Source organism: Microbulbifer sp. SH-1, from assembly GCF_011326135.1.
Taxonomy (GTDB): domain Bacteria; phylum Pseudomonadota; class Gammaproteobacteria; order Pseudomonadales; family Cellvibrionaceae; genus Microbulbifer; species Microbulbifer harenosus.
Map to the genome: position 1 here is coordinate 1,646,565 of NZ_CP046948.1, position 13,199 is coordinate 1,659,763.

The 13,199-nt window shown below is 54.4% G+C and carries 9 protein-coding genes; 2 read left to right on the top strand and 7 right to left on the bottom strand.

Annotation, left to right across the window (positions count from 1 at the left end):
* Nucleotides 1–35: 35 nt before the first annotated feature.
* From GNX18_RS07190 to GNX18_RS07220, 7 genes are all read right to left on the bottom strand, one after another.
* Complete coding sequence (locus GNX18_RS07190; protein WP_166216552.1) at nucleotides 36–1,316, bottom strand: HlyD family type I secretion periplasmic adaptor subunit; 1,281 nt, start codon at nucleotides 1,314–1,316, stop codon at nucleotides 36–38.
* Nucleotides 1,313–3,499 carry a type I secretion system permease/ATPase gene (locus tag GNX18_RS07195; protein ID WP_166216555.1) on the bottom strand — a complete coding sequence of 729 codons (2,187 nt, stop codon included), beginning with the start codon at nucleotides 3,497–3,499 and terminating at the stop codon, nucleotides 1,313–1,315. Before GNX18_RS07195 ends, GNX18_RS07190 begins: the two co-directional genes overlap by 4 nt.
* Before the next feature lie 32 nt (nucleotides 3,500–3,531).
* Complete coding sequence (locus GNX18_RS07200; RefSeq protein WP_240914280.1) at nucleotides 3,532–4,758, bottom strand: TolC family outer membrane protein; 1,227 nt, start codon at nucleotides 4,756–4,758, stop codon at nucleotides 3,532–3,534.
* A gap of 428 nt (nucleotides 4,759–5,186) precedes the next feature.
* The gene (locus GNX18_RS07205) at nucleotides 5,187–6,473 is read right to left on the bottom strand and encodes a BapA prefix-like domain-containing protein (protein ID WP_166216561.1); all 1,287 of its coding nucleotides are present in this window, start codon (nucleotides 6,471–6,473) and stop codon (nucleotides 5,187–5,189) included.
* Nucleotides 6,474–6,738: 265 nt separating this feature from the next.
* Nucleotides 6,739–8,664: a BapA prefix-like domain-containing protein gene (locus GNX18_RS19775; RefSeq protein WP_166216564.1), complete on the bottom strand. Its 1,926-nt coding sequence runs from the start codon at nucleotides 8,662–8,664 to the stop codon at nucleotides 6,739–6,741.
* 307 nt (nucleotides 8,665–8,971) lie between these two features.
* Nucleotides 8,972–10,234, bottom strand: a complete 1,263-nt coding sequence (locus GNX18_RS07215; RefSeq protein WP_138234913.1) for an MFS transporter — start codon at nucleotides 10,232–10,234, stop codon at nucleotides 8,972–8,974.
* 109 nt (nucleotides 10,235–10,343) lie between these two features.
* Nucleotides 10,344–10,745 carry a hypothetical protein gene (locus tag GNX18_RS07220; protein ID WP_138234914.1) on the bottom strand — a complete coding sequence of 134 codons (402 nt, stop codon included), beginning with the start codon at nucleotides 10,743–10,745 and terminating at the stop codon, nucleotides 10,344–10,346.
* A 116-nt stretch (nucleotides 10,746–10,861) separates the two neighbouring features.
* Between GNX18_RS07220 and GNX18_RS07225 the strand changes: the two genes are divergently transcribed.
* The gene (locus GNX18_RS07225) at nucleotides 10,862–12,472 is read left to right on the top strand and encodes a carboxylesterase/lipase family protein (RefSeq protein ID WP_138234915.1); all 1,611 of its coding nucleotides are present in this window, start codon (nucleotides 10,862–10,864) and stop codon (nucleotides 12,470–12,472) included.
* 100 nt (nucleotides 12,473–12,572) lie between these two features.
* Nucleotides 12,573–13,163 (top strand): histidine phosphatase family protein, encoded by a 591-nt coding sequence (locus GNX18_RS07230; protein ID WP_166216567.1) that lies wholly within the window; start codon nucleotides 12,573–12,575, stop codon nucleotides 13,161–13,163.
* The last annotated feature ends 36 nt before the right edge of the window (nucleotides 13,164–13,199 follow it).

The window sequence follows — 13,199 nt, forward strand, 5'->3', positions numbered from 1 at the left end:
ACTATCTAAACAGCCAAAAAGTTGCAAAAGCCGGATCAGCGTTCGCGAAGCGCCTCTCCCGCCTGGTTAAACGGTTTTACCAGATAGTCAAATATGGTTTTTGATCCGGTTTTAACATCCACGGTCGCCACCATACCCGGCACAATCGGAAACTCCTTTCCATCCCGATTAATCAGCGCATCGGCATCCGTCAGAATCAATACGTGATAAAAATATTCACCGGGTTTGGTTTCATCCTGAATGGTATCGGGAGATATCATGGTAACTTTCCCATCCAGCCCACCATATACGCTGTAGTCATATGCAGTTATCTTGACCTTGGCATCCTGTCCTGGATGAATGAACGCGATATCCCTGGGTGATATTTTTGCCTCAATCAACAGGCGGTCATCTAGCGGAACAATTTCCATCAGGCGGCCATTCGGAGGAATTACACCGCCGATAGTCGTCACTTCAATGTCCTTGACGATACCTCGCACCGGTGATTTAAGTGTCAGCCTGGTGAGGGAATCCGCGCGCCCTTCGATGATAGAGGACAAGGCCTCAACCTCCGCACTGACATTCGCCAACTCTTCCCGTGCGCGCACCATATATTCAGACTGAACATCCTTGATTTTCAGGTCCAGTTCGGATTTCTGCCGGCTTAGCCTCAGCACTTCGACATTGCTCGCTGCACCGGACTTAACCAGATCCCGGGTTATTGAAAGCTCACTCTGGATCAGGTCGCGGGCCTCTTTAAGACTGAACAGGGAATCCTGAAGACTTTTTTGCCGCGTTTGATAAAGTCTCTTTTCTTTGAGAATCAAATCCTGATAATTTGATAACGCCTCAGGGAACTTGAGCTCCGTACCATTCACCTCCGCACTAAGTCTGGCGGCATTGGCTAGCGCGGCCCGATAGCGGGCTTCACTTTCTTCGACATTGGAACGGATTTTTGTCGGGTCCAGTTGCGCGAGTACTTCACCCTGCTCAACAATATCGCCTTCGGCAACATTGAGCCGTGCGAGAATCCCTCCTTCAAGCGACTGGATCACCTGCGCTCTGGAGGTCGGAATTACTTTGCCCGCTCCCTTGGAGACTTCATCCACTTTGGCGAAGTAAGACCAGGTAATGAAGCTGGCAAGCAACAGGAAAAACACCCAAATGACGCGGCGGGACTGAGAGAGTCGCGCTTCGTCTGAGCCCTCGCAGTAATGCGCACCAGCATTGTGAAAATCCGCCTCGAGAATCGCGATGTTCGCAGCCTCCTGAGGTGCTGTATTAGCACGGCTGATCGCGGATTCCGGGCTTTGTGAAACTGGGGTCACGCTGGTCATCCGTTCACCTTTTCACGTCCCTGTTGGGCATTGGTATCCGAGGATTTGGACTCGGATGTGGCAACCTGAGCCAGTTTCTGTAAAGCGACCGCCTTGGGTGCATCAAGCACCACCTGCCCATTGTCCACTACCAGTATCCTGTCTACGAGTTGCAACGTACTGCTTCGGTGAGTGGCAAGGACAAGTGTCCGCCCCTCTACCCAGCGCTTGAGCTTTGTGATAAATCGTTTTTCCGTGACATCGTCCAGAGAGGCCGTCGGTTCATCCAGCAGTACTACATTCGGGTTTCGGATAAATAGCCGGGCAAGTAGCAGTGATTGACGCTGGCCGCCGGAAAGCCCAAGACCACCTTCAAGTACAACGTGATCCATGCCTTTGGGAAGCTTGCGTACGAATTCCAGAGCGCCCGACAAGTCCAATGCCGCAATAATTTCCCGGTCGGATGCACCGGGTGCTCCGAGAGTGATATTTTCACGCAGTGTTCCGTGAAACAGGTTGGCATTCTGGGTCAACAAACCGATATCCCGACGTGTATCCGCCGGATCGATATGCCCGAAGCTGACCCCCTCCAGAGTAATTTCTCCGGCACTCGGCTCCAGCAGTCCAGAGAGGGCCTGCAACAACGTGGATTTGCCCGCTCCGTTGCGTCCTAATATGCCGATGCGTTCACCGGCCCGGATCTGCAGCGACGCCACGCTCAATGCCGGGATACTGGCATCGTCGCCGTATTTGAACGCGGCCTGGTGCAACTGGTAATTCCCTGCAACGTAGGAGAGATGCACCTTTTTACTCCCCTCCGGGTGGTCCACCGGCAACTGCATTATCTGATCCAGACCTTTCAATGCATACTTTGCCTGCTGCCAACGACTCAGCACTTGGGTGATCTGCGCCATCGGCGCCATCATGCGTGATCCAAGAATCGAGGCAGCTACCAGCGAACCGGCCGTCATATCCCCCGACATCACCATGGGGGCGCCAAAGAGCACAATAACGGCAAATACAGACGACTGGATGTTATGGGTCCAGGTAACCAGCTTACCAATCAGCCCTCTCAGCCGGAGATTCGACTCGGCGGTGACCGCGTTGTAGTGGTTCCATTGCTGTTGGAATCGTTGTTCCGCCTGCAGCCCCTTGATATCTTCCATTCCCTGCACGGTTTCCACCAGCATGGCATTGCGCAACGAAGATTCCCGAATGGATTCTCCGGCCAGCTGGGCAAGTTTTCCCTGCGCCAGTAGGCCGGGCACAATCAACATCACCAGTGCCACTAGGGGAATCAGCGCGAGAGGGCCTGCCACATACCACATGAACACAAGAAATAGGAAAAAGAACGGCATATCCGCCATGGCAAGGATGGTGGTTGACGTTACCATCTCCCGAACCTTCTCCAGCTCCCGAATCTGGGAAATAAACGCACCAGTCGACTTGGGCCTAGCGCTGCTGCGCAACCGCACAGCGTGACCGTAAACGAGATCGGACACTCGAATATCCGCCCGTTTACCCAACAGATCGGTAACCTTAATGCGGTTTACGCGCATCAAAAAATCAAAGAACACGGCAATCATGACACCGCTGAAGAGTACATAGAGCGTGGGTATAGATTCTGCGGGTATGACCCGATCATACACCTGCTTGGAAAAGAGGATTCCGGACAGCGCGAGAATATTAGCCACCGTAGTGGCAATCATTACATGAGTGTAGGGCTTAAGGTCCCGCAGGATGATCGACCTGAACCAGTGCTTTTGTTGGGGCTTGATGTAGTCATCGACGCGAACATCGGCCACGTTGTGGGAAGGACGCAGAACCACTACGGTGCTGATTTGGGAAGCCATGGCGTCAGCTTTAATCGCCGATGCCGCCCCCTTATCACCGCTGAACACGACCGACAGACTTCCGTTCGCATCGATGGTTTCAATGACGCCTATCTGGCCACTACGCAGCTGAACAACCAGCGGAAGGCGCCACGGGCTCAACATGCTGGAATCAAACTCGGTAAACCTGGCAACCAGCCCAGCCTGCCGCGCCATACTTCGCACTACGTTTTCAACAGGATCCTCCTGCCCCCATTGGGACGCAATCCGTATATTTTCTTCTGAAAATTCAAGCCGATAGTGCCTGGCAACACAAAGTACGGCATCCACCCATTGAACATAATCCGCAATTACTTTCTGGGGACTTTCCATTTTACGCTCTTCTGATATACCACCGAAGGGGATCAGGGTAATACCTCAACGCCTTGGATAGGGCGCCCCTGGAGATCAAATGCATTTCGGATTTCGCCGACGGTATAGAGGCAATCCACCTGTAACTTATTCAAGTCGTACTCGGTGTTATTTTTTTCTATACGCGCCTGGTAGAGCTCCTGTTCCGAATTGAGCAGTTCAACCAGTGTTCTGGTTCCCAGTGCTGAGTACTGCTGCTGGTAAAGATCCCGAGTCTCCGCAATCGCGCGAAGGCGTGCGTCAAGTATTGAGACACTTCTCGAAAGTCCGTCGCTCTGACTTTGCGATATACGCAGATCGCGAACCACACTGAGCCGCGCGTTGTCCTTGGCCGCTTCCGCAGCACGCAATGCAAAGCCCGCTGCATCCCGATTCGCAAAAATGCGGCCACCCTGATAGATCGGCATGGAGAGGTTTAGAAATACGGCGCTTTCGTGGTCGTTCAGAGCATTGGTATCCACGTATTCCTGATCCAGATAGCTGTTGACACTGCCATCAAGAGAGAGTGTGGGCCAGGATTGAGCTTTGGCTTCCCGCAGCTGTGCCACCGCTTCCGCACGCTGGGCTTCTGCAAGCAGTACAGCTGGAGCGTAGCTGGCCTGCATAGGATCAATCTGGCACCCGTGCACAACGGATTCAGGAATTCCCGCGGTGAGCGCTACCGGCTGTTCCGTCCCCATCAGGTTCTGCAAAACGCTGCGCCAGCGCGCCAATTGTGCCTCAAGCTGCTGCCGCGTGGCCTTTGCGGATTCAATGCGGGATTGCGCCTGAAGCACATCGGAACGCGAGCTCGCACCACGCTGACTCCTCAGATTCACTAGCCGGGAAATCGCCGACACTCCCTGAACCTGCTCCTCGGCGGACTTCACCAGCGCTTGATAGCGCTGTACTTCGATCGCCGCTTGGGCGGTATCCCGCGCTACCTGATCGATTTGTTGAAGTACCCGCGCCTGAGAAGCCTGGGCGCTGGCAGTCGCAGCGTCCACGCTGCTGGAAATTTTTCCGAAGTCGTATAGGACTTGTGACAGGTACAGCTGCACAGCATGACCATCGCCGTTGCCGTCATTCTTGCTGTCATAGCCTCCAACAATCCCGACATTCAGCTGGGGATAATAGCCAGCCTTTGCGGCTCGGATATTCTGTTGCTGGCGATGTAACTCACCAACGGATTCACCAATTGCGGGATGCCACTCAACGGCACTCTGGACGGCTTCGCGCATACCGACCTGCCTGGCACTGGCACTTCCGGCCAGCGACGGATTAAGAGGCCGCGCGCTATAGAGCGGACTTTCGGCAACTTCTCCATGTAACCGGGCTGGACTGATCACCTGAAATTCCAATTCGGAATCCGCCGCATATACAGTCCCGGCAGCAACGAGAAATGTCGCGAAAATCACTCTAAGTGGAATTTTTTTCTTCAGAAAGACCTTGTGGAGTTCACTGCGCACAGTTTTTCCTGGCCTCGGCTTCGCGTATTCCTGGGTCACTTTTATTCACTTTTTTATGCCACGCCTGATGCGAATACGCTGGCAGAACGCAGCCGGATATTTCCCTAGTACCGCGCTAAGTCTAGTTCAATATAAAGACGCCGGACGTGGGTCCGGCGTCTGAGGCGTGAATATCAACTGAATAATTGAGCGTGAAAAGATTAAAGCTCGTAGACTCCATTCTGTGACCAGAGACCGGCCATCGGATCATACGTATCCGGCGGCAGTATCTCGGCATCATTGGCCGCAGCGGGCTGAATGTCACTGACATTTGCAAGCAGATTGCCCAGTTCTTCCGCCGAAAGGAAGTCACTATGGAAAAAATCAATCAACAAATCTTGCAGTTGGACATACGACCCACCGCCCTCCTGGTTTGTTGAGCCGGAACAGCCACAGTCCGCACCATCACCAATAAGCAATCCTTCCAGCTGTATTGCTTCTTCAAGTGCATTTTCGAGCCTGGCCTCAACCGTATCGCGGAAGGCGGGCGATATCTCTTGCCCGCTCACCGGTACCAGCGACTCTATCGGTGTGTACTGGCTCATATCGCAACTAAGGGTGATATCGGCATCAATGTCGATATCGATATAGCAGCCACCGTCGCCGTTTACAGCGGTCAACGGAAGGTTGCTATCAATATCCATTGCAATATCAACGTAGACGTCAATCCCGTGCAAAGTTACCTGATGGGTGTAGACCCAGTCCCCATTAGAGACCGACACAGGATCATTTTGGGGATCGCATTCAAGACTGATATCTACATCAATATCCACGTTGATATCGCATAGATCATGACAATGATCGTCACAGTCATCGCCATCGTCGGTGTTGTCATCCTCGCCGGTATCAGTGTCTGGATCGGCGTCGGCATCGGCGTCGGCGTCGGCGTCGGCGTCGGCGTCGGCATCTGAGTCTGCATCCGCATCGGTGTCGTCCTCCGAATCCGGGGGAATCGGCGAAGGCATGCTCGGGGAGGGTGATAGCGCAGGCGGCGGGGAAACGGCGAAGCCCGCGCTGGAAGAATTGTTACCATCAGACGATGCCACGCCAGCAATACCCAATGCCGATAGCCCCGCCCACAACCCCGAAGATACATTTAGCAAACTACCGGCTGTATTCCCGGATAAAGCGGAGCTGCCCTCTACCGAGGCAAACGATAATGCTGTTCCATCCGCTGAATACTGCGCAATCTGCACTTCACCCGTGTTGGGATTCTCCAGAAAAAGTTCGGTCGGTGTTTCCACCGTATCGGGACCGAAGAAATTCGCGATCATGATGACTTCTGCAGAAGCCAATTGAATGATCAGGTCGCTGCCTGATCGGCTCCACGAAATAATGTCGCTCTGCGACAACGGTAATTTGACAAACCCTGAAGAATTTAAAGCCACTCTAGTGGAATCAAATGATGTCAAGGTGCCGTCCAGTTTATCGACTACCTGCGTTAGCATCCTGCCTACCCTTACTTTTTCATCATCCTATGATGAAGCCCAGATCCAATTGATGAAGGTTTTCTCTGACATCGAAAACCTAAAGAACAGTTTTTGGACAACATGCCCTCTTTTTGATCAAGAACATATGGTATGGCTGAGTTATTCGTTGATTTCAAGCAGATGGCATCAGTACTGGAATTCCTGGGCGCAAAAAAAAGACACCGGGTTTTTAGCCCGGTGTCTGAGTCGCCCATATCAACTGGGGCGTATGAAAGCGAGTATGTTACAGCTCGTGGTACCCGTTCTGCGTCCACAGATCCGCTGTCGGGTCGCTCATGTCTGGCGTCATGATCTCTGCAGTAAGTCCAGGCTCGGACTGGGCTGAGCTCGCGTCACCCAACAGACTGCCCAGAGCTTCCGTCGAAAGAAGATCACTTTGGACAAAGTCTTCCAGCAGATCTTCGAGACTGACGTACGCTCCAGTGTCGCTCTGATGTGTTGAATCGGAACTACCAGGATCGTCACTGTATTCAGCCAGTTCTATGGCTTTCTCAAGCGCTTCTTCGAGCGTGGCGTCAAGTGCTCCCTGGCCACCAAACTCTGACTGAGATGCCATCAGTGCGACTCCGTTATCCGGTCCATAGAGTGGCACCGCCATGAAATCACCACTGGGTTCCTCACCATCGGGCGACATCGCTACCCCATAGTCCGGTGGGCAGTGTCCGAAGTCGCAATCTATGCCGATGTCGATATCAACATAGATGTCGATATAGCAGCCCTTATCACAGCCGTCGGTAGGTGGACCAAACCCTTTGTCGATATCCACCGCGATTTCAACATCGACATCAATCCCATGCAGGCTTATTTGATGGCTGTAGACCCAATCGCTGTCGGAATCTGCATCCGCGTCCGCGTCTGAATCTGCGTCGGCATCGCACTCAATGTCGATATCAACATCCACATTGATGTCGCAGTGGCAGTGCTCGTCGCAATCGGCGTCGGCGTCTGCATCGGCATCGGCGTCGGCATCCGCATCCGCATCGGCGTCGGCGTCGGCATCGGCATCGGCATCGGCATCCGCATCGGCATCGGCATCCGCATCGGCGTCGGCATCCGCATCGGCATCGGCATCCGCATCGGCGTCGGCATCCGCGTCAGCGTCAGCGTCGGCGTCGGCGTCGGCGTCGGCGTCGGCGTCGGCGTCAGCATCGGCGTCGGCATCCGCGTCGGCATCGGCATCCGCATCGGCATCCGCATCGGCATCCGCATCGGCATCCGCGTCGGCATCCGCATCCGCGTCGGCATCGGCATCCGCATCGGCATCCGCGTCGGCATCCGCATCGGCGTCAGCATCCGCGTCGGCATCGGCATCCGCGTCGGCATCCGCATCGGCGTCAGCATCCGCATCGGCATCGGCGTCGGCATCCGCGTCGGCATCCGCATCGGCGTCGGCATCCGCGTCGGCATCGGCATCCGCATCGGCATCCGCGTCGGCATCCGCGTCGGCATCCGCATCGGCGTCAGCATCCGCGTCGGCATCGGCATCCGCGTCGGCATCGGCATCCGCATCGGCGTCAGCATCGGCGTCAGCATCGGCGTCAGCATCGGCGTCCGCATCGGCATCCGCATCGGTATCAGCATCCGCATCGGCATCCGCGTCTGTATCTGCGTCCGCATCCGCATCAGAGTCCGCGTCAGCATCCCCGTCCGGGGGCGGTGGCGCGGGGGGCGGGGGTGGCGGCGGGGGTGGTGGGACGTATGGCGAGAAGCTAGGTCCGGAGGAGTCATCATCGTCGGCATTAGCAATCGCGATGATGCCCAACGCGGCTAAACCCGCCCATACCCACGGGCAAACAATTTCCCCCGTAGGAGGAATGATGCCAGCGAAGCCCGTACTGCTGCTCGCCTGAGCCATCGAAAGTATTGAACCATCGGCTCCTTGCTGAGCAAGCAATATCTCGCCAGATTCAGGATCCTCCAAGAAGAGATCACTAGCGATATCGCCCGAATCCGCGAGATAAAAATTCTCGATGGTAATTATTTCCCCGGACGCCAGCTGTATGATCAGATCATCGCCGGATCTGGAAAACGAAATAATGTCATCCTGCGACAGTGCCAACTTGACGTACCCCGGAGCGTTCAAAACCACGTTGGCGGAATCAAACGAACTCAGGGTGCCGCTGGATTTATCAACTACATGTGTTTGCATCCTGCCTACCCTTGCTTATCCGTCATCCCGTGACGGAGCCCCAACTCGATTTGGCGAATTTGTGCTTTGGCGCCCCAAGACCCCCAAGAACAGTTTTCGCACTAAGTGATCATTTTTTGACCACTTATATAACGGTATGGCTGAGTTATTCGCTTATTTCAAGCAGAGCAATGGCATGCTGCCAATTGAGCACATGAATCGGAATTGAATGCCAAACAAGAGGTGTAAAGTTCCGCCACAAAACAAATTACTGCGTCGGAAATGCGAGGTGTTCTCATCATAGTTCGACGCAGTAACCGCCCTGAATTCACAGTGCTGCGGAACGCTCCGTAGACACTGGCGACGGATCAGATGCTGGTGAAGTATCTGTGATCCGACCGCTTCGGAAATACAGAAACAAAACCAGCCCGCACAGAAGAAAGGTTCCCCAGTAGAGAGACGAACCACTCCACTTCTCGATTACAAAACCCCCAACCAACGGCGCACTTGACCAGCCAAGTGTGTAAAAAGACGTCGCGCCAAAATAGCTACCCCTGAGATGATCGGGAGCCATCCGGTCTACCTGGATACTCATTGTCGGGAACAAAATTGTTTCGGCTACGCTCACAACGAAGGTCGCACCCAACCAGCCATAGAACCAGTGGACCGGATTGATCGCAAACCACACCTGCCCTGCCGCGAGAACAAAAATTCCCATCACAATCCGGCGGTTGATACTCAATGCACGCATCAATTTCAGCAATGGAAACTGCAGCAGAATAATCGTCGATGCATTCACCAGAATCATGCTGGAGATCAGCTGTATCAAGTCGGGAGCACTACTTTGTGTAAGGTACTGCACCAGGCTGGAATCCATATGCGCGTAGATAAACAGCGTAAGAATGTTGGCAAACACCACGATCAAAAAAGCTTTGTCACGCCGCAGTACCGTCAAGGTCGCTCGGAAGCTCGTCGGCGGATGCCGCTTCAGTCTCGCTGCCACTCCCGATGTTGTATACCGGAACGCCCATACAAAGCCGAGACAGAGAAAAAGGTAGCTGAGCGCGGTAAGCCCGAACGTGGACTGCTGCGCACTGATCCCGACCCAAACGCCCACGACCGGTCCCAGTGCAGCCCCCACATTGATCAGAAAATAGCGAAACTGCAGTGCAAGCTCACGAACCTGCTTTTGCTTGATCAGATCACCAAACAATGCGCTTGCTGGTGGTTCCCAGATGGCGCGACCAATGGAACAAAGCGTAATGGACACGACAAAGGCAGACAGTGACTCCGCCACGGCGAGTAGCGCAAACGCACAGGTGTTGATCAATGTACCCAGGATTAATATGGTGCGCCTGCCATATCTGTCAGACAGGGTACCCATATAGAACCCGAGCAGAGTCGCCGCCATCGCCGATACACTGAGAATAAGTCCGATATATGCCGGTCCCAGTGAAAATTTCTCATGCAGCAGAATCGCGAGAAATGGCCACACCATAAAATAAGTGCCGCGCCCGAAAAAACTTCCGATCAGAATTATCCATATCAACGGCGGTAAGCCATAGAGTGATTGCCACCACTGCCTGTCCATGCCGATCCTCCCATGTTAACGGCAAAAAAAAACCCGGAGGCCAAGACCATCCGGGTTTTTCCTGGAGAGTCTTGATGAAACCCTCCAGAACACACATTTTGGTAATCTGTCAGGTAATCATACCGCGCACTCGAATAGCCACTGCGGAGGCCAGCACGGAAACGGACAGATGTTTACACAGCATATTAACCAGCATTTCCGCACGAGGGGTATATTCGGCCATCATTTCAGGTAGGGAAGTATGGAGTGAGAAAAGACGCACGCGGGCCATCAGTGCCAGCGCTGCTCGCTGCCAACGATAACCCGATAAGTTCACGCGTTTGATCTGAGAGTTCATTTGATTCCGTACCCGGTTGCACCGAGAGGTTTCTGATACATTTTCCACTCGCCTGCCGTCGGCCTCTATTTGTGCGATTGACAGGAAGGCAACCATCATATCCGACCCGCCATTTCGCGCAACCGATAATTCGCGGATTTTTCGCATTTTTTTCTCCGGAAACAAAATGGTCATGAAAACTGCCGACCCGATCCTGTGATACCCGCTTCTATACTGACTGATGAATCCGGAAAGAGATCGCCTCTGTAGGGTTCGCTCCTGTGTACCCTTTGAAAAGGATGCTGAACGCCATGCCCCACTCCAGAAAGATAAACCCATCCGACGATAAGCTTCATCAGAATGCCGTCCTGATCGAAACGAGCCATGGAATACTCCAAGGGCGGGTCATACCGGAATGCCCCGACGGGCCCGGCGCCGTAAGACAGTTTTTGGGAATTCCCTACGCGGAACCTCCCGTCGGCCCGCTACGCTGGCACCCGCCCCAGCCACTTTCCCCCTGGACCGGAGTCCGGAATGCCAGCAGCTTCGCCATGCCCGCACCGCAAAACCCCAATCATTTGTTTGATATCCGGGGACCGGAAGGACAAGAGCCGAAAAATGAAGATTGCCTCTACCTGAATATCCATGCGCCGCTCTATCCTGCGCACGGGAAACTACCGGTAATGGTATGGATTCACGGCGGCTCATTTTATTTAGGGTCCGGTTGTCAGGCCCTGTATGACGGGCAGTACCTCGCAGGTAGCGGACGCGCAATCGTGGTGACACTCAACTACCGCTTGGGCGCATTGGGATTCCTCCGGCTGAAACAACTGAGCGATATTCCTGCAACCGGTAATGAAGGTATTCTGGACCAGATTGCGGCGCTGCGTTGGGTACAGAACAATATTTCCGCCTTTGGCGGTGACCCGAACAACATCACCCTCTTTGGGGAATCCGCCGGCGCCATGAGTATCGCCAGCCTGTTTGCGGCGCAGGATGCCAACCACATACCTCTGGGCGGCACGCTCTTTCATAAGGCGATAGTCCAGAGCGGCAATCCCGCCGTTTACAGTCAGCCGGAGAAAGCCACGGCGATGGCGGAAAAATTCTGCGAAATTCTGTCGGCCCTGCGGGGTGGCAGGCCCATCAGGTTTCCGCCCACAACCGAAGAGCTGCTCAAAGCCCAGGAGTTACTCCTGAATAATCCTGAAACCGATCGCCACTGGGGCCACCTCCCCTTCAAACCCGTACTTGATGGTGAACTGATTACTTGCCCACCCATAGACGCTCTGCGCGGTGGCGCCAGTACCGGCGTGGCCCTGCTAGTGGGGAGCAACAGCGATGAATGGAACCTGTTCAGTGCGGCGCGACCGGAAACCCTGACACTGAACGATCAAGATATTCGCGACCACCTACTGCCGCTGTTGCCGGACGAGCTGATCCAGCCATTGCTGGAGCACTATCGGCAGCGGGCAGAATGCCTCGGTGACAATCCATGGCCGCTGTGGAGCCGCGCCTGGAACATGTTACTGACCGATATGACATTCACGGTACCCGGGCTGCGCCTACTACAGGCCCACCAGGGTAAGTGCTTTCACTATCACTTTGCGCAACCGCTGCGCGCTCAGCCCATGCTCGGCGCCTGCCACGCCTCGGAGCTTGGCTATGTGTTCGGTACCCACGGCGCGCCGGAACTCCAGCACCTCTATGGAGGTGAGCAGGAGCCGCATATTCTCAGCGAATCCATGCGTAATGCATGGCTAAGTTTTGCCGAATCCGGAGATCCGGGAGACGACTGGCCCGACTTTGCATTGGGGTATAGCCGTTGCTTTGGGCAAACGGACGATAGACAGACAGACACAAGAATCCTGCAGCAGGTGTGGCAGATTCTGGACGACAGCAAACTTGGCGGATTTCTTTAGAGATCAATACTGCGCGCGAAATTCATAATAAAACGTTAAAATCCCGCTGAGGATTTCCAGCCGGAATACCTCACACAAACTTCTAAAAAAGGCTGACGATTTGCATCAGATTTTGTTGATTCGCCATGGCGAAGCCGCCAAGTCCTCTACCGATGACGACCCGGGCCTGACACACCTCGGCCGGCGGCAAGCGGAGATACTGGCAGATGATCTGGACCGACAGTTTCCAGATGGCGGCGGCGTACGGCTGATCAGCAGCCCCAAAGCGCGCGCAATCCAGACAGCAACCCCACTAGTCCAGCGCTGGCAATGCCGCCTGGATAAATCGCCAAAGGTCATTGAGATCCCATCGCCCGCGGGAGTAAAACTGGCGGAGCGCGGCGGATGGATTCGGACGCTGCTCAACAGCCACTGGGACAGCCTCACCCCTTTGCAAACAGAATGGAGAATGGGCATTACCGACTATCTCCTGCAGTTATCCTCCCATGGGGAGAATGAAGAGTTCCACACCACTCTGATTTTCTGCCACTTCATGGTAATCAATTCTATAGTGGCAACCATCCGCAATGACTTGCAGGTGGTGCAGTTTCACCCCGACTACACCTCGCAGACCCGTCTTTTCCTCGAGCAAGGAAAACTGTCGCTTGCAGAACTCGGGCAGGAAAAAAGTATCGACAACCTGATTCAGTAATGCGAAACGGGCTGGGGGAGCCCGCTCGATTAGTCT